General features: G+C 71.1%; 9 protein-coding genes (1 of these 9 only partly in view). 6 read left to right on the top strand and 3 right to left on the bottom strand.

Annotation, left to right across the window (positions count from 1 at the left end; genetic code table 11):
• Positions 1-118: 118 nt before the first annotated feature.
• The 4 genes from SK571_RS40375 to SK571_RS40360 all read left to right on the top strand — a co-directional run bounded on the left by SK571_RS40375 (position 119) and on the right by SK571_RS40360 (position 3735).
• A complete protein-coding gene (locus tag SK571_RS40375) occupies positions 119-1078 on the top strand; it encodes a hypothetical protein (protein ID WP_319989396.1) in 960 nt (319 codons plus the stop codon).
• A gap of 169 nt (positions 1079-1247) precedes the next feature.
• Entirely contained in the window at positions 1248-1601 is a 354-nt protein-coding gene (locus SK571_RS40370) for a hypothetical protein (protein ID WP_319989395.1), read from the top strand.
• A gap of 50 nt (positions 1602-1651) precedes the next feature.
• Positions 1652-2230, top strand: a complete 579-nt coding sequence (locus SK571_RS40365; RefSeq protein ID WP_319989394.1) for a carbonic anhydrase — start codon at positions 1652-1654, stop codon at positions 2228-2230.
• Positions 2231-2238: 8 nt separating this feature from the next.
• Positions 2239-3735 carry a SulP family inorganic anion transporter gene (locus tag SK571_RS40360; protein ID WP_319989393.1) on the top strand — a complete coding sequence of 499 codons (1497 nt, stop codon included), beginning with the start codon at positions 2239-2241 and terminating at the stop codon, positions 3733-3735.
• A gap of 424 nt (positions 3736-4159) precedes the next feature.
• On the opposite strand, the gene SK571_RS40355 is transcribed toward SK571_RS40360, so the two are convergent.
• Positions 4160-4378, bottom strand: a complete 219-nt coding sequence (locus SK571_RS40355) for a hypothetical protein (RefSeq protein WP_319989392.1) — start codon at positions 4376-4378, stop codon at positions 4160-4162.
• 613 nt (positions 4379-4991) lie between these two features.
• Between SK571_RS40355 and SK571_RS40350 the strand changes: the two genes are divergently transcribed.
• Positions 4992-7529, top strand: coding sequence for a beta-L-arabinofuranosidase domain-containing protein (locus SK571_RS40350; RefSeq protein ID WP_319989391.1), 2538 nt, complete (start codon positions 4992-4994; stop codon positions 7527-7529).
• A gap of 369 nt (positions 7530-7898) precedes the next feature.
• The gene (locus SK571_RS40345; protein ID WP_319989390.1) at positions 7899-8033 is read left to right on the top strand and encodes a helix-turn-helix domain-containing protein; all 135 of its coding nucleotides are present in this window, start codon (positions 7899-7901) and stop codon (positions 8031-8033) included.
• A gap of 629 nt (positions 8034-8662) precedes the next feature.
• On the opposite strand, the gene SK571_RS40340 is transcribed toward SK571_RS40345, so the two are convergent.
• Positions 8663-9415 carry a type VII secretion system-associated protein gene (locus tag SK571_RS40340; protein WP_319989389.1) on the bottom strand — a complete coding sequence of 251 codons (753 nt, stop codon included), beginning with the start codon at positions 9413-9415 and terminating at the stop codon, positions 8663-8665.
• A 10-nt stretch (positions 9416-9425) separates the two neighbouring features.
• Positions 9426-25645, bottom strand: partial view of a hypothetical protein gene (locus tag SK571_RS40335; RefSeq protein WP_319989388.1) — the final stretch only. Its footprint extends 23281 nt past the window's final position; 16220 of the gene's 39501 nt are visible here — the last part of the coding sequence; the start codon falls outside the window, past its right edge — the gene reads right to left on this strand; it ends in the stop codon at positions 9426-9428.

Here is a 25645-nt window from a genome sequence, read left to right as displayed (position 1 = left end):
CCCGGTCACCAGCAGGCGGCATCGCGGTCAGCCAGGTTCCGCCGTGGGCGGTGCCCACCGAACCGGAAGAACCAGGCAGGCCGTGCCGGCTCCAACGGCACCGGAGGAAGCAGACACGATGGCGACAGAACACCAGAACACCGGTGTTGCCGCGGAGCGCTCCGATGAGCCCGCCTCCCAGGCACTCGCGGCTGCGCCCAGCCGACCCTGGTACGGGCGGCTGCACCGCAGCACCGCGGCAATCGGCCTCGGCACCACGTTGGCGACCGTCGCCGGGATGGTGATCACCTTCTGCGGTCCGGAGGCCGGCGAAGCCGTCCTCGAGTCTCCCGCGGAGGTGGCCGACGGCTGGTTCCTGGCCGCCCCCTCGCTGCAAGATCGGTCGTCCACGAGCGAGACGCCGCCGTCGACCGCAACGGCGATGGCACCTTCACCTGAACCTCTGGCGAACAAGGGACCGATCGCAGCCGCGTCACCGCTCTTGGTCGGCCCGCGGCCCGCACAGCTTCCGACCACCATTGGGCCCAAGCCGGCGACCCCCGCCAAGACCGCCCCCGTTCCCCCACCGGCCAAGCCCGCACCCGCCACCTACTCGGCCACGGCGGGGCCGGCCTGCGGCGGTTCGACGCAGTTCATCCGCTACGGCGAGTACCAGGACGGAAACAAGGGCTGGATCAACCACGGCGGCGGTTGCGGCTCTGGGTTCGTGTCGGTACCGATGTCCGGAAACGCGCAGCGCGAGGATCCGAGGGCGTACACCCTGTGGAACTTCACCACCGGACCGGTCGCCAGCGGTTCGTGCGCGGTCTCGGTCTACGTGCCCAACGGCGACCTCGTCGCAGTGGGCGGTGATCCCACCTACTACCGGGTCTTCGAGCGTTTCGGCGGTGCGATGATCGGCTCGTTCCAGGTGAGGCAGGTCGCCCAGCGAGGCCAGTGGCTCCGGGTGGGCGCGTACCGCATCACCGGCGGCAGGCTCTCGATCCAGATGATCAACACCGGGGTGAACTGGAACAGCCAGGGCGCCACCTGGGCGCACCACGCGGCAGCCGCCGTCAGGGCCGACTGCACTGCCTGAGCGGGTCCTCCCGGCCGGTGAGGTCAGCGCCGGTGCCCAGCTCCTCAGCGCTTCCGGCAAAACAGAGCATGACCGCGCTCTCACTCAGAATTGCTCGGAAACCCCTACTGGAACCTTTCAGTCGCCCGCAGTGACGATAAGATCACAACTAGTCGTCGAAGGGGAGATGGTGAAGCTGGTCGTCGTCACGATCGTGTTGGCCCTCATCGGGGTGCTCGCCCCGGTCGGCCACGCGGTCACCGACTGCGCGACCGCGCCGAGGAAGAGCTCCTCCCAGAGCCAGCACGACCCGGTCAAGCACGAACCCAAGAAGGAAGACCCGCCTCGCCAGACCGGTGAGAAGAACGAAGCTCTGCGGCAGGTGCCATCCCGGCGCGCCGCGCTGCCGCGGCCCACCCGGTCGTGGACCCGCGTGTCACCAGCCCCTTCCGCTGCCGGGCCAGCTGCGCTCGACGACACCGACCGCGTCGAGCACCTCAGCAGGCTGGCCAGACCCGCTGTGCTGCAGGTGTTCCGGAACTGATCGGCACGCTCGCCGACAACCGAACACCTGAACATCACAGTGAGGAACTCATGGACTTCCGTCGCTTGATCGAGCGCGCCCGCGAACACGCCACCACCCGTCCGAAGTCCGTCGGGCAACAGCTCGCGACCGGCCAGCAGCCCACCGTTCTGTTCATCACCTGCGCGGACTCCCGCATCGTGACCTCCGCGATCACGGGCGCGGAGCCCGGCAGCGTCTTCGAACTGCGCACGGCGGGCAACGTCATCCCCGAGTACCGCCTGGAGGCGCCGTCCAGCGAGATGGCGACGATCGAGTTCGCGGTCGTGCAGCTCGGGGTGTCCGAGGTGATCGTGTGCGGGCACTCGCACTGCGGTGCGGTGAGCGCGCTGCACGGCGCGGACATCGGGCACCTGCCCGCGATGCGCCGATGGCTGTCGCGGCACGCCAGGACGGGCGCGAGCGCGGCGGACCCGGCGTTGCGCGAGGAAGGCAAGCAGCACGTGCTGGAACAGCTGCGGAAGCTCGAGACCTACCCGTTCGTCCGCTACCGCGCGATGACCGGAGATCTCCGCGTGCACGGCTGGTTCTACGACATCGAGACCGCTGAGGTCCTGACGTCGGCGACCGCGTCCTTCCAGCCGCTGTGAGGCCGGAGATGACCGCGTTGACCCAGCACACCGACAACCAGGACAACTCCCCCGGCTCCCGAACCACGTGGCGGCAGACCTTCGGCAAGGACTTCACCGCCTCGCTCGTCGTCTTCCTGGTGGCACTGCCGCTGTGCGTCGGCGTCGCGGTGGCGTCCGGCGTACCCGCCGAGCTCGGCATCGTCACGGGCATCGTCGGCGGCATCGTCGTCGGCCTGCTGCCCGGCAGCACCATGCAGGTCAGCGGTCCCGCTGCCGGACTCACCGTGCTCGTCGCGGACACCGTCGCCAAGCACGGCATCGCCGAACTCGGCGTCATCGTGCTCGGTGCCGGACTGCTGCAGATCCTGCTCGGCGTCCTGCGCTGCGGCACGTGGTTCCGCGCGATCTCGCCCGCGGTGGTGCAGGGCATGCTGGCGGGCATCGGCCTGGTGCTGATCGTCGGCCAGCTCTACCCGCTCATGGGCGGCACCCAGCCGAGCGGCACCTGGGCGAAGCTGGTGGGCTTACCTGAGCTGACCGTGCGGGCGCTCACCACGCCGGCGGGTCTGACGGCACTGGGCGTCGGTGTGCTCACCATCATCGTTACCGTGCTCTGGCAACGCACTCCGCCGCGCCTGAGCGTCCTGCCGGGTGTCCTCGTCGGCGTGGTCGTGGCCACCGCGGTGTCCGTCATCGCCGGCTTCGACCTGCACCGCATCGAGGTAGGCAGCCTCCACGACGAGCTGCGCCTGCCCGACCTCTCGCTCCTCAACGCCGGCGTGCTCGGCGCGGCGGTGGTGTTCGCCCTGGTGTCGTCGGCGGAAAGCCTTTTCAGCGCCACCGCGGTCGACCGCATGCACAGCGGTCCTCGAACCAGGTACAACACCGAACTCATCGCACAGGGCGCGGGTAACACGTTCTGCGGTCTGCTCGGCGCGCTGCCGATGACGGCCGTGATCGTCCGCAGTGCGGCCAACGTGCAGGCCGGCGCGCAGACGAAGGCGTCGCGCGTGCTGCACGGCGTGTGGCTGCTGCTGTTCGTGGTCCTGCTGCCCGGGGTGCTCGGACTGATCCCCAGCGCGGTGCTCGCCGCTCTGCTGGTGCACTCCGGGTGGAAGCTGCTCGGCCTCAAGGGTGTGGCCGGCATGCTGCGCACGGATCGCGCCGAGGGTGCGATCCTCGTGCTCACCGCGGGCCTGATCGTGGCCACCGATCTGCTCACCGGCACGGTCGCCGGCCTGCTCGCCGCGGTGATCAAGACGGCGTGGGACGTCTCGCACCTCTCGGTGACCGTGACTCCCCGGGGTGACGACGACGAGGTCGTCGTACTGCGCGGCAACGCGACGTTCCTGCGCCTGCCGCGACTGCTCGCGGTGCTGGAAGGGCTGCCGCTGACCAAGCACGTGCGGCTCGACCTGACCGGTTTGCGGCACCTCGACCAGGCGTGCCAGCAGGCCATCGACAACTGGGCCTCCCGCCACCGCGAGGCCGGCCTGGACGTAGACGTGATCCACGCACCCTGACCGGCCCTTTTCGGCACGAAAGCACGTCCGGGCAATGACTGCCCGGACGTGCTTTCCGAACCTGAGGATCATCGGCATGGGAAAGTCGAGCCGTCCTGCCGCGAGCCGAATCAACTCCCTTGACGAAGAGGCCGACTGTTAACGTTGACATCGCACGTCGTAGCCCCTGGATGACGAGAGGCCGCGCCGATGCACCGTTCCCACACCGCCACGCCAGCGGTCAGCCACGAGCACTTCGGCAAGATCGCTGACATGGACGTCCACCGGTACGTGCTCGCCAATCCCGTTGGATCACCGCTGTGCTCGAGTCCGATCGGCGCGCCGCCGGCGGACCCGACCAGCGCCTGCGGGCCGCCGAACCAGGTGTGGATGGGTGAAGGCGTCCCGACCGACTGGGACACGTTCGCCAGACCGATCGGGACGGTCAAGGCTGACCGGCGACGTCGTCCAGCCCTGCGTGCCGGCTTCCGCGTGGGCGGACGCGGCCAGGCTGGCCGGTCGCGATGTGCTCACCGCCGGAGTCCTTCGCCTGTACGGCGATCGCGTCGAGGACCCCCTGGCGGCGTACGGCGTGTTCCCTGTCGATCAGCCCGATCGGCACGCCCCAGCGCGACCGCAGCCCTGCCTCGAGTTCCTTTTGCAACCCCAGTGCGATGCCGGCACCTAACAGCCGCCACGCACCACGCCGCAACACCAGACCCCGTCAGCCCTCCGGGCGAAGCGACGACAGCGAAGAGTGACCGCGAGGTGCACGTTGCGCGGAACAGCTTCCACGGGAAGCGGAAACGCGTCCGAAGTGGACGGACCCGGCCGCGCGCGCCGCTAGCATCCGGCCATGATCTCCACGATCGCGAAGGCCTCCGTCGTGGCGGCCTTCCTGGCCGTGACGACGTCCGTAGCCGGTTCACGCTGGCGGCGGCACCCAAGACGATCACGCCGTCTGCCCCGACCACATTCACCACACAGCCCGAACGGCTCGCTCCTGGTCCGGCTCGACCTTCAGTCCAAGATCGACGACGGCACCGAATGTGATGTCGACGTGAAAACGCCATTGTCACCAGAGCCGACTTCATCACCACCTCCAACGACCGCACATGGGACCTCTACATCCCGGTGCTCTTCAAGCGCGCACAACCCACCGCAGCTCCTGGCGGGCTTGAAGCGAACTGCACACTCGGGCGATCCAGCCACCGTCGTGTGCTTTCCGCACCAGCAGAAATGAATTCGATTCGAGGCCTGGCACCGGAGGGCACGACATGGCGCGTCGACCACTTGACCGCAGGCAGTTCCTGAAGGTGACCGCGGCAGCCGCGTCGGCTGCCTCCCTGGTCGCGGGCGGCGGAAACACTGCCGCCGCTCGTGTCACCGCGACCAGCGGCAACGTCGCGGACGGCGTGGCAGGGCGGACGGCCTCGTTTCCGCTGAGCGCGGTCCGGCTCGACGCAGGCCCGTTCGCCGACAACCAGGCCCGCAACACCAGCTACCTGCACTTCGTCGACGCGGACCGGTTGCTGCACACGTTCCGGCGCAACGTCGGGCTGCCGTCTTCCGCCAAGCCCTGCGGTGGTTGGGAGCACCCGGACATGGAGCTGCGCGGGCACAGCACCGGCCATCTGCTGTCCGGGCTGGCGATCACCTACGCCAACACCGGCGACCAGGACGCCCTGGCCAAGGGGCGCTATCTGGTCAGCCAGCTCGCAGCGTGCCAGGAGCGTTCGGCCGCCGCGGGCTTCCACCCCGGTTACCTCTCGGCGTTCCCGGAGAGCTTCTTCGACCGGCTGGAGACAGGCACCGCGGTCTGGGCGCCCTACTACACCATCCACAAGATCATGGCGGGCCTGCTCGACCAGTACTCGCTGACCGGGAACGACCAGGCCCTCCACGTGGTGACGCGGATGGCCGACTGGATCGACTGGCGCACCGCGAGGCTCGACGACGCCACGATGCAGGACGTCATGGCCGTCGAGTTCGGCGGGATCAACGAAGCACTGGTCAACGTCTACGCCGTCACCGGCGCCGAGAAGCACCTGCTTGCCGCGCAACGGTTCTACGACCGCGAGATCTTCGACCCGCTCGCGGCCGGCGTGGACGACCTCGTCGGGAGACACGCCAACACGCAGATCGCCAAGGTGATCGGCGCGCTGCGGATTTGGGAGCACACCGGCGACCGGAAGTACCGCGACATCGCCCGGAACTTCTGGGACATCGTCGTCCACCACCACACCTACATCATCGGCGGCAACAGCGAGGGCGAGTACTTCCACGAACCCGACGTGATCGCCGGCAACCTCAGCAACTTCATGTGCGAGAACTGCAACAGCTACAACATGCTGAAGCTGACCAGGCTCCTGCACTTCGCCGAGCCGCGGCGCACGGACCTGCTCGACTACTACGAACGCACCCTGTTCAACCAGATGCTCGGCGAACAGGACCCGGACTCCGCTCACGGCTTCAACATCTACTACACCGGGTTGTGCACCGGCGCCATCAAGCAGCAGCCGTCGTTCATGGGCGACGACCCGGACGTGTACTCCACCGACTACGACAACTTCTCCTGCGACCACGGCACCGGCATGGAGACGCAGGCGAAGTTCGCCGACACCATCTACTCCCGTGGCGGCGACGACCTGTTCGTCAACCTGTTCATCCCGTCGGAGGTCAGCTGGCCTGAGCGAAACCTGGTGCTGCGGCAGGAAAACTCCTTCCCGGACGAGGCGAGCTCCAGGCTCGTGATGACCTCGGCGGGCGGTCCGCTGACGCTGCGGGTGCGGGTTCCGTCCTGGGTGGACGGACCGCCGCGGGTCCTGCTCAACGGTGAGAAGATCCGGCACACGGCACGGCCGGGAAGCTGGCTGACCCTGCGCCGCCAATGGCGTCCTGGTGACACCGTCGACCTGTCGCTGCCGATGAGCGTGAAACTCAATCCGACACCGGACGACCCGGACCTGCAGGCTGTGACCTTCGGCCCGACCGTGCTCAGCGGCGACTACGGCGGCCAGGCGATGATGCCGACGCCTCGGCTGGACACCACCTCCGTGCGGCGCACCATCGCCAAGCCGATGACCTTCACGGCCAAGGCGGACGGCCAGGACGTGACCCTCATGCCGATTTCGCGCATGCACCACCGGCACCACACCGCCTACTGGCGAACAGGAGCACCGCCACCACCGCCACCCCCCTTCGCGGCCTGGTACCGGTTCGACGAGACACGGGGCACCACAGCCACCGACTCGTCCGGACACCGCAAGAACGCCAGGCTCGTGGGCGGCACGTCGTGGACCATCGGCCGCATCGGCGCCGCGGTCCAGCTGAACGGCGAAGACGGTCACGTGCAGTTGCCAGGCGTCCTGAGCGGAGCCACCGAGTACTCGGTGGCGACCTGGGTACGGCTCGACGCCCTGCCGGCGTGGGCGCCGATCTTCTGCTTCGGTGTCGGCACGACGGCGCACATGTTCCTCAACGCGAACAGCTCGGAGAACACGATGTGCTACACGATCTCCGCCCGCGGGTACGACGGCGGACAGCGCATCGACGCCGCGGTGTTGCCGATCGGCAGCTGGCACCACGTCGCTGTCACTCACGGCGACGGCATCGGCGTGCTGTACGTCGACGGCGCCGAGGTCGGCAGGAACACGGCGATGCCCGTGCAGCCGCGGTGGTTCGGCAGCGAGATCAAGCAGAGCTACCTCGGCAGGTCCGCGTTCGAGACGTACCTGCCCGGCGCACTCGACGACTTCCGGATCTACGGCCGCGTGCTGTCGCCGTCGGAGGTCGGCTCGCTCGCAGCGGGGTGAGCGAGCCGTCTCACAGCCGCGTCCAGGTTCCTCGTGTACGGGGACGGAACAGCCGATGGCCGACAGCGGCGTCAAAACCGCGAGCCAGGAACCGTCCTCCCTCGCCGTCACGACCATCGGATACGCGCGCTCGAGCTCCGCGTCACCGACGCGCGCAACGGCAACGCGTACGATCATGCGCCTAGGGCGCACCGTTCTCACCTGTGACTGAAATAGTCGAATTCGATTCGAACAAAGTTGTCGGTAATAAATTGCGCGGCAGTTCCGACTGCTGACACCGGCACACAGCGCCGTAACGTTCACAACGCCGGACGCGTTGACTCTGCCTTTCGCGTCCGGCCCCTGAATGAACGTGCGGGGGTGTGAACAATGACGTCAGCGGAATCCGGCAGAGACGAGTTCGGTCAGGAGCTGCGCCGCCTGCGCGAGCGGGCGGGACTCACCCGGGCCCAGCTCGCCGTCCACTTGGGTTATCACCACACCTACGCCGAGCAGCCGCGGTAGGCGCCAACGACCCGTACAACCTGTTGCCGTGGCGGCTCGGCCTGCTGACCCAGACCGGCTCCACCTGCTGACTCCGCACCGCCGATGCTCGACGTCGGGTGAGCTTCCAGAGCTGGCCGTCGCATCGGCGATGGCCAGCTCCGGCTGTGTGCTCGGGTTCGTGTAAGCCGCTGGGGTGAGACGCGCGCCCGCGGATGGCCTGCCGACTCTCCAGCCGGCGTCATCATTTTCGAGTTCTGCGAACAGTGCGGCGCCGCGCAGCGGAGACTGGGTCACGGTCAACATCAACTGGCCCCGCTGACGGACCGCACGCACCTTTCTGGATCGTGCGCCCGATGCTCTACCTGAGGGGAGCTTTCATCAACGTGAGGTTGATGAAAGCGCCCCTCATCCGCATTCGCAGATTCTAAAACCGAGGCCATAAAATGCGCGGACCGGAGAAGACACGGAGCGGAACACAAGGCCGAACAGCGGGCGCGTTGTTGTCAGGTCCGAGTTGGCGTTCGCGCACCGGCCGGCGCCCTCAGGTGACCATCACCACCGCCTGAAGCCCGCACACGTCCCACACCGACTCGGCCCGCGCGGCGGAAAACCGGGGTCTCGCACCCCTGTTTCCCTCCGCGGGGGGATCAGGCCTTGGCCTGTTTGGTGCTCGGATTGCGCGTGGGCGCGGACTCGGTCGTCGGCGCGGCTTTGCCCGACGGGACGGGACCGGCCTCCGTCTCGGGCTTGGGCGGTGCCTCCGCAGCGGCCTCCGCGGCGTTCTCGCTCGCGGCCGTGACGACGGCTTCCCGCAGCGCGGCGGCGATCAGCCGCATAGACGAGGTGGCGCCGGGGTTGAAGAGCACGTCGACGCCCTCCTCCGGCAGCACGCCGACCAGCTGTTCGAGGTTCACCTCGGCCCAGGCCTCCACGTCGGCGAGCCCATCGAGCTCGGCGAGACGCCTGCTGTGCGCGGGTGCCGACGCGACGATCACGCACGGCACGTCGTCCGGGGACATCACCACGACGGGCGAGTTCTCGGCGTTCACCGCGAGCCCGAAGACCGACTCGGCCATGACGTCGAGCAGCTGGTCGGGTTCCGACTCCCCGCGGACCACCAGCCGCAGCACGGCGTCCACCGGGTCCGTCGGCGAGTCCGGGGTGGCGGGCTCGTACGCGGGGTTGGCGTGGAACCGGCTGGTCACACCGCTCTCGGCGACGTGCCAGCCGCCCAGCACCGCCTCCAGCGGCGGCTTCTCCGGATCCGCGCCCTCCTCCCCCTTCCCGGCGGCCTCGGCCTGCCAGATGGGGTCGATCAGGAACACCCACTGGTCGCCCTCGAGACGAACCGGGGTCTCCTCCGTCGTGGCGGTCTCCGCCATCACAGCCTCCTCGGCCACTTGCGCACCTTCATCGGCCCTGCTCCCTATTAAGGAACTCACGCAGGCTCGTTGCACGCCCAGACCGCGATGTGTCGTCAGCCTGCGGGGAATCACTCACCGGATTGTGTCCGGTGACACCGGGCACCTGGAGCAGCGACGGGAAGCGACGCCAGTCCGACTCGTGGGCGGGGGACGTGTCGTGCTCCAGCCACTCTGCCAGCAGCCGCTCCAGCCCCTCGTCGGGGTCGCCCTGACCTGGCGGGCCGGTCAGAGCGGCCAGCACCGGGGGGTTCGATCGGAAGAAGTCCGCCACGTACGAGTGGATCGCCTGGAGCACCAACGACCGCACGATCTCAGCCGTACTGCCCAGCGACAGACCGTCCACGAGGGAAGGCGGCTCCGGCGGCGCCGGCTCGCCACCGTGCGCGAGGCTCTGTTCCTCGTCGAAGGTGCGTGGCTGATCGTCGCTGCGGGAAAGGGTCACCGGGGCCTCCTGAGTGGACAGAGTCGTGTCGGCGGCGAGGGCGGCGGGCGGGTTCGGGAACTGCCGCCGCTCACCGCCGTTCGCCACCGCCGTGCCCGCCGACCCGTCGGCGAAGGAGACGCCGACCACGCGCCCGTCTCGCACGACTTCGCGGACCAGCACGTCCTCGGGACCGAACGAGCGCTGCTCGCGCGTCCCGTGATCGATGGCGAAGGCGGGACGCTGCCCAGCGCCCGCGGTCACGTACCGCTCGGGTTGCCAGCCGGTCGGGTCCATCGCCCGATCCGTGTCCACGCGCGGCCCGCGGGGTGCCGGCGCATCCAGCTCGACGCGGGCGCTGTGGCCGAAGCCGCGCTCCAGCGCGAGCTCGACATCGGCTGCTCGATGACCGACCGCGGCGGGCAGCAGCAGCGTCGGCTGCTCGCCGTCGCGCGTGAGCTCCCGGAACGGCTCGGAGGCCGCGAGCACCGCGGCGAACGCCCTGCTGTCCACCGTCATGGGCCGTCCGTCGCCGAGCGTGACCGCGAAACCGTCGCCGCCGGGGCGGACGTGCACGGAAACCGCGCCGTCCCGCGTCATCGACGTTCCGGCTTCATCCACAAAGGACATTCCAACGGTGCGGCCGCCGTCGGTCACGACCCGCGAGCGCACGTCGGCCGGGTCGAACGCCTGCACCGCGCCCGTGACGTCGTGGCCGAGCACGTGCGCGGCACCGCTGGAGAACGCGCGCCACTGGTTGCCGGTGCCCGCCATGACGGCCGCGGTGTACCGGCCGTTGGCGGGGTCGCGCTCCGGCGCGGCCCACACCTTGCGGGTGGCGCCGAGCACCGGCTGCTGGTGGCCCAGCGACGCGAACGCCGTCTGGAACGCGTGCGCCGCGCCTTCCGCTCGGGTCGTCGCCGCGCTCAGGCACGCCAGCAGCACGACCGACTCCGGCGCGTCCGTCCCGAGGAAGCGCCGGCGGAACGGTTCGAGCTGGGTCACGAGCCCGGCGAGCTGCGCGCCGGTGATCGTGTGCGGGCGGTCGTTCAGGTCGAACACGCCGAAGTCGCGGCCGTTGCTGTGCAGGTTGACGAAGAACGAGTTCTTCGGCCACGGCGCGGCGTGGCCGATGAGGTGCTGGCCAGCGGCCTGGGCGGCTTCCGGCGTCGGGTGGCCGCCGGGGATCTCGAAGACCTTGTCCCGGCCGGGGTAGACCGCCCAGCCCTGCGTCCACGGCATCTCGGTGCGGTGCGCGATGGTCACGCCGATGATCTGCTCGTCGTGCTCCAGCACGCGCCACTGCACGTTCTCCGGCCGCAGCCCGCCGGCCAGTTCGACTGCGGTGGTGTGCGCCGGAGCGATCTCCCCCACGGCGTCCGGGAAGGCCCGCCAGCCACCGGCGCCGTCCTGCGCCGTGACAGGTGCGCGGTGGCCGAACTCGGTCGCCAGCACGTGCTGGAAGTCGTGCGCCGCACCGCCTTCCCGCGTCAGCACACCGGCGCGGGAAGCGGGCAGGGCGAGCGGGGTCGTCTGCGACGGCAGCCCGCTCTGTCCGAGCACCCGTGCGAACGTCGCACCGTTCACCGAGACCTGGCTGCCGTCGGCCATCCGCAGGCCGAAGTGCGTCGAGGTGGCGTCCACGTCGAGGTGGAACCCGCCGTCGGCGCTTCGGACGGTCGTCGGCTCGTCCCGGAACGAGAGTCCGACCTCACGGCCGTCCGCCACCAGCGGACGACGCTGGATCTCGTCCGCATCGAGGAAGCGGTGCGTGCCGGTGCGCACGTCCGTGCCCAGCCGCGCGTCCGGCGCGGACGAGAACGCCTTCCACACGCCGCCCCCGAGCACCGAGGTCTGGCCGGTCGAGCTGAGTCTGACCCGCGTCGTCGGTGCGAAGACCAGCGTGCGGTGGCCGAACCCGCCTGCCAGCGTCTCCTCGAAGTCGCGGGCGAGCTCCGAGCCGCGGTACTCCGTCGCCGCGTCGCAGATCAGCAGCGCCAGCGAGTCCGGAGCCGTGCGGGTGACCGCGTTGCGGAACATCTTCAGGTCGTTCGCGATGTACGCGAGCTTCGACCCGTCGACCGCGACCCGTTGCCCTGACGACAGGGTGAGGTGCGTCTGGTCGGCCTCCGCGTGCGCGGCGACGAAGAACGTGTTCCTCGCCCACGGAGCACGGGCGCCGTCGGCCTGGGTCGGGTCGGTCGACCTGGCCCAGTTCTGCTGGACCTGGCGCTCCCGGCCGACGTCGAACGTCATGCCGATGGTGCGGCCGCCGTGCTCGAGCGGGTAGGCCCGCACCTGCGACGAGCGGAACTCGACGCGCTCGCCGGTCACCACGTCCCGGCCGCTGACCGTGATCCGGTCCACCGCCTGCGCTCCACCGCGGCCGAACATCGCGCCGATGCCGCGCGTCATCACCGACGGCAACGGGCGCACGCCGCCCATCGTCACCGAGTCGGCGTCGCCGAACCGTCGCCAGTCGGCGGCGCCGGAGACGGTGGTCAGCGCGCGAGCACCGTCCGGGCTGACGCTGAGGTCGACGTCGCCGCGGGTGGCGAACACCGGGCGGTCACCGGTGAACCGCTCGGCCAGCGCGCGCTGGAAGTCGTGCGCGAACCCACCGCGCCCGTCGAGCCGTCCGGCCTCCGACGCCAGCAGCGCGACCGAGCCCGAGTCGCTCAGCGCCTCGCGCAGCGGTTCGGACCGGTGCATCAGCTCGGCGAACGTCGCGGCGTCCACCTCGACGACCCGGTTGCCGCTCAGGGTGATCACCGCGGTGTGCTCGGTGCCGAAGGCGTCGACGAAGAACGCGTCGCGTCCCCACGGCGCGCGCGTCGAACGGCCGTCGGAGACCAGGCTCTCGTGGCCGGTCGGCGCGGAAGCCCATTCCTCGGCGATCGTCTCGCGGCGTCCCGGCATGAACGTCACTCCGATGGTGCGGCCCTCGTGCCGCAGGATGCCCGCGTGGACGTCGCCGACCTGGAACCGCTGCGTGCGCTCGCCGTCGAAGCCGCGCAACGGCTGCGGCAGCGACGAGAACTCGCGGGTGCCGGCCACGACCGGCTGCCAGTGCCCGAACCGGTTCGCGAGCGCGCGCTGGAAATCCGCGACTCCCGAGGCGTCGGCGAGCGTGCGCAGCACGAACCGCTCGGCCTGCGCCGGGTCCACCAGCCCTGACCTGCCCACCAGCTCGGCCAGGGTGGCGCCGGACAGCGAGACCTCCGAACCGTCGGTCAGCCGCACGTGGAACCGGTCGCCCGTGCTGTCGACGGTGATCGGGACGTCGGTGGCGGCCGAGCCGACCTCGGCGGGCCGCCCAGCCGGATCGACGAAGGACACGCCGTCCAGCCGGCCGAGGCGCTGGATCCGGTGGGTCTCCACCCCGTCGGCGGTGAACAGCCGGGTCCGGCCGTCCGCGTCGGTGCCCGTCAGCCGCTCGGAGCTGGGGATCACCGTCTCCCAGTGGCCTGCCTGCCGCACGAGTGCGGGTTCGGTGTGCCCGAAGTCGCGTGCCAGCGCCTCCTGGAAGCCGCGCGCCGTGCCGTCCGCGACCGACGAGTGCAGCATCAGCGCGGCCGGGATCTTGTTGCCGGCGGCGTCCCAGAACTGGCGCGAGGTGACCACGACCTTCGCGAGCGTGCTCGGCTCGACCGCGACCTTCCTGCCGTCGTTCAGGGTGACCTGGAACTTCTCGCCCGCTCCGGTGACCTGCACGCCGACCGAGTCCTGCGGCCACGAGCGCGAGTCCGTCGGGCCGGAGTCCTCGGTGAACGACACGCCCACCCGGCGGTCGCCCTCGCTGAGGACCTTCGCCCGCACGTCGGCGGCGGAGAACACGGTGGGCCTGCCGGTGGCGTCCCAGCCGAGCAGGTCGGCCTGCCCACCCGAGAACGTGTGCCAGCGGCCGCCGTCGGCGACGGTCGTGTCCCTGCCGATGCCGATGCTGGTGTCGGGCGCCCCGACCGGCTGCCGGTGGCCGAAGACGTTCGCCATGGCGTTCTGGAAGTCCAGCGCGGGCATCCCTGGACCACGGCCCTGCGCCGCGTAGCAGGCGATCAGCGCCATCGACTCGGGGCTGTCCGTGCCGCGGAACCGGTCGTGGAACGCCTCCGTGCGCCGCACCAGATCGGCGAACGTGTTGCCCTGGAGGTAGACCTCCGTGCCGTTGTTCAGCCGGACGCGGAAACCACCCTGGCCGCGCGCGCTGTCGTTGAAGGTGTGCGTGACGACGAAGAACGTGTCCTCCGGCCAGGGCGCGCGGCTGGCCTCGCTGTCGAGACCGGCTGCCCGGACGTCCTGCAGTGTCTCGTGGCCCTCGGGCAGGAAGTGCACCTGGCCGTGGTCGGCCTGCTCGGCCCACGTCCGCGCGGCGGCGAGCCGCTGTGCGGGGTCGTCCACCGAGAGGACGCCGGGGCTGTCGAAGTAGACACCGACCACGCGACCGTCGCGGACCAGCGAGTGCGTGTCCACGTCAGCCACGTCGAAGGTGTGCCAGTTCAGGCCGGAGTCCCAGCCGCGCAGCGGTTCGCCGCCCGCCTGCTCCGGCGGGAACGTCCGCCAGGAGGGCGCGGTTGCCTCGGCGGCGGCCGGGGTGGCCTCGACAGGCTTGCCGCCGCCCAGGAAGCTCTTCAGGTCGACGGGACCGGCCGGTGCGGTGACCGGGCGGTCGATGCCGAGACGGTTCTCCAGCGCCGTCTGGAAGTCGTGCGCCGCGCCGCCACGTCCGGCGGGGTCGCCCGCACCGAACGCGAGCAGGGTGATCGCGCCGTCGCGGTTGCCCAGCGCGGTGCGGAACAGCTCGGACCCGGCGGCCACGGTGGCGAACTCGCCGCCCGTGAGGCCGATCCGGCGCCCGTCCGCGAGGTCGATCTCGAACCAGCCGGGAACCGACCTGGCCACGACCGGCACACCGGCGTCGTCCGGCAGGGTGCGCACCTGCTGCGCACCGTCCTCGTGGAAGGACACGCCGACCGTGGTCTCGCCCTGCCGCAACGGGTTCGCGCGCACGTCGCCGACGTCGAACACGTGCGGGACGCCCGCGTGCACGTCGTGGCCGACCGCGAGATCCGTCCGGTCGCCTGCCATGCGCCACCGGCCCGTGGCGTCCTGCGTCGCCACCGGCACGTCGTGGCCGACGGCTTCGGACAGCGCCCGTCCGAAGTCGTGTGAGGCGCCGCGGCCGTCCAGTGCGCCGGCCGCACCGGGCAGCGCGATGACATCGGCCGAGTGCAGCAGCGGCGACTCGGCGACGGTCCGCGCGAACGTGGTGCCGTCGACCGTGACCTCGGTGCCGTCGGCGAGCCGCACCGCGAAGTGGGTGGCGGTGGCGTCGACGTCGACCTGCGCCACGCTGCCGTGCGACGAGGTGACGTGCACCGGCGCGCCGGGCTCGTCGCGGAAGGTCGCGCCGACGGTGCGCCCGTCGGCGACCAGCGGCCGGGACTGGACATCGGCGGGCACGAACCAGTGCACCCGCCCGTCGGCGTCCACACCGGACAGCGGAGCGCGTCCGCCCGCCTGCTGCCAGCCACCGGAGGAATCCGGCGTGACGACCGGCCGGTCGTTCCTGGTCAGGTGCGTCAGCGCCTGGTGGAACCCGCTCGCGTCACGTCCGGCGGGCAGCGCGACCGCCTGTACGTGGTGCATGGCCGTCGCGTCCCGCAACGCCTGCGACTCGGCGGTCAGATGGGCGAGCGTCCGGCCGTCCACGGTCACCACGCCGCCGTCGGCGAGCTTCACCTCGAACCGGTTGCCGGACACGCCCGCGTCCACCTGGAACGTCCCGGCGGGCAGGCCCTCCTGCCCGCGCGGCAGGGGTTCGGGGGTGCGGTCCGGACGGAACGACACGCCGACGGTGCCGCCGTCGCCGGTCACCGGCGCGGAGGAGACCTCGTTCGCGGAGAACACCCGTGGCCGGCCCTCGTGCAGGCCGAGCAGGTCGGCGCCGCTCGTGGAGAACACCCGCCATTCACCGCCGCGGCCGAGGGTGACCCTGCCGCGCCTGCCGATGAGCGGTGCGTTCAGGCGCACGTCGGTGGTGGCGGCCACGACGGGCTGGCGGTGGCCGAACTCCGACTCCAGCGTCTGCTGGAAGCTCGCTGCCGGACCGCGTTCACCAGCACCGGCACCGCCGGTGAGCAACGTGACCGACGTGCGCGCGTCCGGCGCGACCGCGGCGCGGAACCCGTCGAGCGAACCGACCAGCCGGGCGAAGTTCCTGCCGTCCACGGTGAGCGGCGTGCCGTCGGCCAGCCGCACCTCGAACCGGTCGGCGGCACCGCGGGCCGAGACGAAGAACCCGTCCTCGGTCCACGGCGAGCGCACGCGCTGCGAGCCGCCCGGCCCGTCCGGACGGATCTTGGTGACGGCCTGGTTGGCACCGGAGGCCTTCGCCCACCGCTGGGTGTGCTTGAAGTCCGAACCCGTCTCGAACGCCAGGCCGATGGTGCGGCCGTGCTTGGTCAGCGGGCGCGCCTGCACGTCGTCCGCGGTGAAGTGCCGCACCTCTCCCGACGCGGTCCACCCCGTCAGCCTGCCGACCGACCAGTTCTCCGTCTCGTCGCGCCACCCGTCGAGCCTGGGCCCCACCTCGGGATCGCCGTCGGGCGCGGGGTTCGCGGCCGCGTCCTCGCCATCCGCGGAGGACCTCGGTTGAGGCACCGTGTCGTCGCTGCGAGCGTTGGGCCCGGGGTTGCCGGGCTCGGCGAGCAACCCCGCGCGCTGCAGCAGAACCTCGCGGTGAGCGTGGTCGATCACCGGGGCGTCGTGGACGCCGCGGTTGCTCGCGAAGTCCCGCAGCACGCTCAGGAAGTTCCGCCCGCCCGCCGAGCCTGGCCGATCCACCAGCAGCTCGAACCGCGAGGCGGGCGGCATCGCCGAGATCGCCTGCCGGAACGCCGGATCCACCGACACCATCCGCGCCAGCGTGCCCGCGTCCGCGTACACGGTCCGGTTGTCCTGCGTCCGCACCACGAACCGGTCTTCCCGCGTGATGTCGGCGTCGATCAGGAACGTCTCACGGGCGCGCGCCGGGTTCTGGAGCAGGTTCTCCGCGGTCCGCGTCAGCCGCGCCATCGCCGCCTGGTTGTCCGAGCGGAAGGTCGTGCCCAGCGGCCTGCCCTGGAAGTTCAGCGCGTGGCTCTGCACGTCGGCCGCGTGGGTCAGCCGCCACAGCCCCGTGCGGGTGTCCTGCGTCAGCACCCCGGCCGGACCGGAGCTGAACGACTGCCACAACCCGCCGTCGGCGAGTCCCGTGCGCCACATGCTCCTGCTGAGGTTGTTGAACACGTAGACGAGCCGGTCGGCGCCGACCACGGGCTGGCGGTACCCGAGGCCCGCGAGCACCCGCTGGAAGTCCCTGGCGATACCACCGGGTTCGGTAACCGCGGCCGCGTAGCAGACCACCATGGTGATGGCATCGGCACGGTTGCCGCCCACCACGTCGCGGAACACCCGCAGGTCGTGCAGGACCTTGGCGAAGGTCGCCCCGGTGGCCGAGAGGCGCTCGCCGTTGCGCAGGGTCAGCTGCACCGTGGTGCCGCTGCCGTGCCCGACGACCAGGAACGACGTGTTCGGCCACGGCGCCACCCGATCTTCCAGCCGGGTGGTCGGCGTGCGCTCCTCCCAGCTGCCCACCCCCTCTGGCAGCCGCGTGCTCACGTTCGCGTGGTCGAACTGGCCGATCCGCTGATCGCTCTGCAGGTCGCGGCCTGTCCCGAAGGTCGTGCCGACCGGCCTGCCGTTGTGCAGCAACTCGGTCGTGCTGACCTCCCAGGACCGGAAGGTGCGCACCCTGCCCGTGCGCCCGTCCATCGCGCGCAGCTCGACGCCCTCCACCACGTGGTCGGGCACCGTCCGCCAGCGGCCTTCGACGTCGACCACACCGCGACCGCCGTCGGTGAACCGCACACGCGTCTGTCCCGTCGGCGCGTGCACCACGCCGCGGTAGGAGAACTGCTCGGCCAGCGTCCGGTGGAAGTCGTGCGCCAGGTGGCCGGGACCGGACCGGTGACCGCTCTGCGCCACCAGCAGCACCACGGATTCGGCGTTGCGGTCCACAGCCGCGCTGCGCCACTGCTCCGAACGAGTCACCACCGAGGCCAGCTGCCGGCCGTCGAGCCGGACCGGCTGCCCGTCCACCAGCACGACCGCGTGGCGACCGTCGCCAGGCGCGTCGACGAAGAACGACCGCTGCGACCACGGCGTCTGCCCCGTACCGCTGACCGTGCGCTCGGTGTCGGCCCACTGCCGCGACAGCGGGTTGCCCTCGTTGCGGAACGAGACCCCGACTGTCTGGTCCCCACGCCGGAGCTCGGTCATCGAGATCGAGTCGTGGTTGAACCAGGCCCGCTGCCCGTCCACCTCACGGCCCCACGCCAGGGCGTCCGCGCTCGGGAAGAGCCGCCACACGCCGCCGTCGTGCACCGCGGTCCCGCTGAAGCGGTTGATCGCGTTGTACAGCAGTTCCACGCCCCTCGACGGAGCCACCACGGGACGGGTGAAGCCGTGGAACTCCGCCAGCGCCTGCTGGAAGTCCTGCGCGAAGCCGTCCGCCGCGTGCGCGCCGGTGTGCGGAGCCAGCAGCACGAGCTCGTCGGCGGCTTCCGGGTCACGGGCGAGCACCTGCCGGAAGACCTCGGACTCGGCCAGCACCTTCGCCATGCCCGTACCGTCCACGGTGACCTCGCGGCCATCGCGCAGGGTCAGCCCGACCTGGTCAGGAGTACCGTCGGCGTGGACGAAGAAGCCCCGCTCCGACCACGGCGAGCTGACCACCCTGCGGGCACCTCCAGCGGTCTGCTCGCTGGTCCTGCCCGCGTCGAGCAGCTCGGTGAAGTCCCTGCCCTCTCCCTCGCTCGCCCACTTCTCCGCGTTGGCGAGCGCCTCACCGGTCTCGAACGACACACCGATCACCCGACCGTTGTGCTCCAGCGGCGCCGACCGCACGTTCGCCGGGTCGAAGCCCAACCGCCCCGCGACCGGGCGCTCACCCACGAAGTGCAGCTCGGCCCGCGGCTCGAAGCCGGAGTGATCGAACGTGAAGGCCCGATCGTGCGCGTCGTGGAACAACGCCAACGGCAACGGACTGTCGTCACGACTCACCTGGCGGAACAGGTCCGACTCGGTGACCACCCTCGCGAAGGCACGGCCGTCGACCAGCACGTCGAGCCCGGCACCGGTCCGCAACCGGAACATCCCGTCCGAAGTGGACGCGGCGTCGACGAAGAACGCGTCCCGCGGCCACGGCACCCGTCCGATCCGATGACCACCGGCGTCCGCCCAGGCGAGCACGTCCGCACGCCCGGCCTCGGAGCGGAACGTCACGCCGATGGCCGAACCACCGTGCACCAGCGCGGTGGTGTCCACATCGGACACAACCGTCCTGTGCCACTGCCGCGTACCAGGATCCAGCGCGAGCACGTTCGCGGCCCCGGACGAGAAGGCTCGCCAGTGGCCGCCGCCGGTCACCGCGGTCCCCCACGTCCCCGACTCGCCGATGGGCCGCAGCAAGGTGTTCGTCGTCGGCCCCACCACCGGGAAACGATGACCGAACTGCTCGAAGGCCCGCTGGAAGTCGTGCGCCGTGCCACCGGCACCCTCACGCTGCCCGGCATCGCGGATGACCAGCGCCACCGCACCGGTGTCCGCACCGGTCGCACCGCGGAAGACGGACAGGTCGTTGACCAGCGTCGCCAGACTGCGCCCGTCGAGCCACACGACACCGCTGTTGGCCAGGTGCACCTCGACCCGGCGGCTGTCGGCCCGGTCGGTGGTCGCGGAGACGAAGAAGGAGTCACGCGGGAACGGCGCCTGCTCTTCCCGCACCGACGGACCTGGGTCACCCGGCTTGGCGTGGTGCTCCGTGACACCGCTGTACGGCGCCTTCACCGTGCTCAGGTCGTGGTCCCGGCCGGCGTCGACCTGGAACGTCGCACCCACGGTCCGGCCCTCGCTCACCAACGGCCGCACCCGCACGTCACCCGAGCGGAACTTCACCAGGCCACGCGCGGGGTCGTAGCCGGTGATCTCGACGTTGTCGACGACATCGGTCCGGTGCGACACCAGCGCACCGAGCCGCTTGACCGAGAGCATCCGGCTTTCGGGCGCGGACCACCCGTCGAGCGTGGACGGGCCGAACACGCCGTCCTGCGCCGAGGACTCCGCACCGCCGGCACGCCGGTAGCCGCCCGCCGTCTCCACCTGCGCCCTGGTGGCGGGGTCGACCACGTCGAGAACGTCGCGGTCGCCTGCCGCGAAGTCCGCCAGGGCGGTCAGGAAGCTGCGCTGCCCCACCGAACCCGGCCGGTCCGTCAGCAGCTCGAAGTGCCGGGCCGGGTCCGCCCCGGCCAACGCCTGCTGGAACGCCGGAACCACCGAGACCAGCCGGGCCAGCGTGCCCGCGTCCACCTGAACGGTCCGGTTGTCGGTGGTGCGCACCACGAACCGGTCATCCGGCTGCATCGGCGCGTCGACCAGGAACGTGTCGCGGCCGGGTTCCTGCTCCCGCACGAGGTTCGCCGCGGTGTCGTCCGCGGAGCGGAACGTCACGCCGACGGTCTTGCCCTGCGCGGTCAGCGGGCGGGTTTGCACGTCCTCTGGCCGAAGCTGCCGCCACTGTCCCGTCTCGACGGCCTGAGCCACCACGCGGGCAGGTCCCGAGGCGAAGGACCGCCAGAACCCGCCGTCCGCGATGCTCGTGTCCCAGGTGCCCTTCTCGGTGTGGTCGCGCAGCACCACCTCGCGGCTCGCCGCGACCACCGGCTGCTGGTGCCCGTGGCCGGCGAGCACCCGCTGGAAGTCCCTGGCGAGACCGCCGGGCTCGGCGGCAGAGCCCGCCCAGCACACCAGCATCGCGATCGCGTCGGTCTCGTCCCGCCCGGCCACGTCGCGGAACAGCCGGAGGTCGTGCACGAGACGTCCCGCGTCCGCGCCGGAGACCCACAGCCTCGTCCCGTTCTCGAGGTGCACCTCCAGCCCGGCAGGCGTGCCGTGCGTGCTGATCAGGAACGAGTTGTCCGGCCACGGTGCGACGAACCGCTCCTGTCGCGAACCGGCCTGCATCCTGCTGTTCGCGCCCTCGGGGAACCGGTAGGTCACGCCCTCGTGAGTGTGCTGAGCGACCTGCACGGCGAGCTGCTGCCACTGAGCCACGCCGAACGAGACACCCATCGGCTGCCCGTTGTGCCGCAGCTCGGCCGTCCTCGCCTCCCAGGACCGGAAGGCCACCGGCTGGTCCGTACGCGGGTCGCGGCCGCTCAGCTCGACGCCCTCCACCACGTGGCTGGGCGCGCGGTGCCACCCGCCCTCGGCCGGGAAGTGCACCGGTCCGCGGTAGCCGTGCTGCTGGGCCAGTTCGCGCTGGAAGTCGTCGGCCAGCCTACCGGGGCCACCGCTGCCGGACGTCAGCAGCACCACCGACTCGGCGTTGTGCTCCGCCACCGCCGTGCGCCACTGTTCCGACCGCGCCACCAGGCCGGCGAGCTGACGGCCGTCGAGCTGGACCGGCCGCCCGTCCACCAGCGCGACCACATGATCCGCACCACCGGTCGCGTCGATGACGAACGACCGCGACGGCCGATCGCCCGGACCGTCGGTCGCATTCCGCAACGTCGCAGCGTCGGTCTCGCCGCGCAACGACAGCCCGACGACACCGCCGTCACGGCTCAGCTCGGCCACGGCGACCGAGTCCGGCCGGAACCACACGTGCTGCCCGTCCGCCGTGCGGCCCGTCGCCGGCACGTTCAGCTGCGGGAAGACCTGCCACGCGCCGCCGTCGTGCACGGCGGTCCCGCTGTAGTTGCCAGCCCGCTTGTGGACCAGCTCCAGGCCGGTCGAGGGAGCGAGGACGGGACGGTCGACGCCGTACAGGTCAGCCAACGCCTGCTGGAACTCGTGCGCCAGCCCACCATCGGCGTGTGCACCGGCGTTCGAGGACAGCAGCACGATCTCGTGGCCACCGTCCGCATCGCGGGTGACGGCCCGGTCGAACAGCTCCGACTCGGCGAGGACCCTGGCGAGACCCGCCCCGTCCACGGTGACCTTGCCGCCGTTGCGCAGCGTCAGCTCGACCTGGTCAGGAGTGCCGCCTGCGTCCACGAAGAACGCACGCTCCGACCACGGCGAACGCAGGTAGTGCCGCGCGTCGCCGGCGTCGAACTCGCTGTGCTCGCCGGAGTCGAGGACGTCCGTGAAGCCCTTGCCGTCACCGCCTGCCCAGGTCTCCGCGTCGGCCCGGCCGATGCCGGTCCGGAAGGTCACCCCGATGGTCTGGCCGTTGTGCCGCAGCGGCGCCGACCGCACGTCCGAGGGATCGAAGTCCAGCCGCCGCGTGGACGGGTGCTCTCCGGTGACGTGCAGTTCGCCCATCGCCGTGAAGCCGGAGGGGTCGACCGTGACGCCGTGGTCGTGCGCGTCGTGGAACAAGGCGAGCGGCATCGGGCCGCCGTCGTCCTGACGCGCCTGCCGGAACACCTCCGACGCGGTGATCACCCGGCTGAGCGCGCGGCCGTCGAGCAGCACCTCCTCCCCGATGGCGGTCCGCACCCGGAAGTGTCCGTCCGAAGTGGAGGGAGCGTCCACGACGAACGTCCCCGGCGTCCACACCGAGTCCGCCGCCCGCTGACCACCGGGGCGGAAGGTCACGCCGACCGGCTCGCCGCCGCGCACCAGCGGCGCGAGGTCCACATCGGACACGTCGATCGTGCGCCACTGGCGGGCGTACACGTCCTGGGCCAGCACCTGCGCCGCGCCGGAGGAGAAGGCACGCCACTGTCCGTCGGTCACCGCCGTGCGCCACGTTCCCGTTTGGGGATCCGAACGCAGCGCGGCGTTTCCGGTGGCCGCGACCACCGGGACACGCCGGCCGACCTGGTCGAGGGCGTGCTGGAAGTCGTGCGCAGTGCCACCGGTTTCGTCGCGCTGCCCGGCGTCCCGGACGACCAGCGCGACCGCATCGGCCGTGTCACCGGCGGCGCTGTGGAAGATCCGCAGGTCGTTGACCAGTGTCGCGAGGTTCTGCCCGTCGATCGTCACGCGGCCGCGGCCCGCCAGGTGCACCTCGACGCGGCCATCGGCCGAGCCGGCGGAGACGAAGAAGGTGTCACGCGGGAAGGGCGCCTGTTCTTCCCGCACCATCGGCGACGCATCGGTGCCGTCGCGGTACTCGGTGAGCCCGCTGTACGGCTCCCGCACCACATTTCGGTCCTGCGCGCGGGCGTCGTCGACGTTGAACGTGACGCCCACCGTGCGGCCCTCGCTGACCAGGGGCCGCACCCGGACGTCGTCAGAGCGGAACCTGACCTCGCCGCGAGTCTCGTGCTGACCGACGATCTCGACGTTGGCCACCGTGTCCGTGCGGTGGGACAGCAGCGCCCCGAGCCGCCGCGTGATCGACGTCAACCGGCCCTCGCCGGGCACCCACTCACCGCGCGAAGCGGTCCGCGTGTCTCCGCGCGGCGCGTTGAAGAACTCGCCCTCCGTCCGAAGAGCCGCTCCTTCCGGCTCGGGCAGCGTGCGCCAGTCGCCGCCGTCGTGCAGGACGGTGCCGCTTTCCCCGTGCTCGCCGGAAGTCCGCAGCTCCAACCCCGCGGTCGGCGCGTGCACCAGTCCGTCGAAGCCGAACTCGTCAGCCAGCGTCCGCCGGAAGGATTCGGCCGCCGGGCCGTCACCGGCGTTGGACGCGAGCAGGGTCACCGAGTCGCCGTGCCCGTCGGCCAGGGCGCGCTGGAACGCGTCCGAGTGAGCGACGAGCCTGGCGAGGTCAGCAGCCTCGACGTAGCGGGGTACCCCGCCCGCCGCGACGAGGAAGTGCCCGTCGTTGTTGGCCACGTCGACGAAGAACGTCCGTTGCGTCCACGGCGACGGCCTGGTCGGCGTGTCGTCGGTGTGCACCGCACCATCGGTGTCGACGTCCTCGCCGGGAACCCGCTGCGTGACGTCGCGGCCCGGTCCTTCCGCCCATTCCTTAGCCGGGCGCGCGTCGAGGTGGAACGACATGCCCACGACACGGCCGTCCACCTCCAGCGGGGTCGCGTCGACCACGTTGGCCGAGAACCAGCCGTGCGTCCGGGTGATCGGGTCGAAGCCCCGCATCGGCTCCAGCGGACCTTCCGGGAACGACCGCCACTCGCCGCCGCCCCCGAACGACTCAGTCGGCGCGGTGACCGGCTGCCGGTAGCCGTGCACCTCGGTCAGCGCGGACTGGAAGTCCTGCGCGAGACCGGCTCCGGTGCTGGAGGCGAACAAGGTGAACCCGGTGACGTCCTCGGCCTGCGCCGGATCCGCCATCACCTCGTGGAACGGCCTGCTGGCCGCCACCAGACGCGCGAAGTCGTCGCCGCCGAGCTCCAGCCTGCTGCCATCGTGGAGATGCACCGCCACCACGTCCGGCATGCCCTCGGCGGCAATTACGAACGAGTCCTCCGACAACGGGACAGCGGGATGCGCCGGACCGTGCCGCTCGATCCACCGGGCAAGGCCCGTGTGCGCGGGCCCGTCGTGGAAGGACACGCCGACTTGGCGGCCGCCGTGGTGCAGCGGTGTGGCCTGCACGTCGTCCGCGTGGACCAGCCGCCGCAGCCCGTCCTCGTCCACACCGGACACCAACGGCCCGGAGGGGCTGTGCACGCTCCAGCCGCCTTCCGCGTCGAGCACCGGATGAGGGCCGCTGTCCTCGACTTCGATGGCACCCCTCGGTGCGAACACCGGTGTCGTGGTGCCGAACTCCCGCCGCATCGCGGCCGCGAAGTCGCGGACGAGATTCCCGTCCGCGCTCATGGTGTCCGCCGCGAGCAGCGTCAGCGCTTCCGGCCGGTCGTGCAGCATCGCGTCGCGGAACACCCGCGTGTTGGCCACCACCCGGCCGAGCGTGCTGCCGTCGACCTCCAGAGGCCCGTGCGGCGTGTGCAGCAGGAAGCCACCCTCAGGCGCAGGATTCGCGTCGACGAAGAGCGTGCGGTCCGGCCACGGCGCGTGGTCGGTGTGCGCGCCGGACGCCGCCCACTCGGACACCTCGGCACGAACGGGCCCGTCCGCGCGGAACGACACGCCGATCGTGCGCCCGTCGCGGACCAGCGGGACCGCCTCGACGTTGTCGGCGTCGAAGGCGTGGTAGTTGATGCCTCCCGGTTCCTGCCCCAGCACCTGCGCCGGCCCGGACGACAACACCCGCCAGTGCCCGCCGTCGTTGATGTAGGTGCCCCAGGTCTTCCTGTGGGTGTCCGTGCCCATGGTCTTGGTCGCCGCGACCACGGGCTGCCGCAGACCGAACTGGCTCAGGGTGTGCTGGAGGTCGTGCGCGGCACCGCCGGGCGCGTCGATCGCACCGACGTTGCACACGAGCATGGTCAACGCTTCCGGGTTGTTGCGTTCGACCGCCTTGCGGAACGGGCGGAGGTCGTTCAGCAGGTGCCCGAACTCGTCACCGGAGAGTTTCAGCACCCGGCCGTCCTTCAGGTCGACGCCGAACGTGTTCGGCCAGCCGTGGGTGCTGATGTAGAAACTGTTCTCCGGCCACGGCGTCCACACCCGGCGTGACTGCCCCTCCGCCGACGAGGGCGTGCCCTGCCCGACGGTTGAGACTTCGGGCAAAAGCTCCGTCGTTCGGTCATGGGTCAGCTTGCTGAAGTGGAGCTGGTCCTCGGCGTGGAAATCCTTGGAGAACGTAAGCCCGACCGTGGTGCCGTTCTGCATCATGATCTGGCGGAACTTCACGTCCGAGCTGGTGAACGTGGCGCGCTGGCCGGTGTCCCGGTCGACGCCTGTGAGCGTGATGCCCTGCACCACCC

It is taken from the genome of Lentzea kristufekii (assembly GCF_033949925.1).
Lineage (GTDB): Bacteria > Actinomycetota > Actinomycetes > Mycobacteriales > Pseudonocardiaceae > Lentzea > Lentzea kristufekii.
Note: the sequence above shows the minus strand (reverse complement) of the source record. Positions and strands in the feature narration are given on the sequence as shown.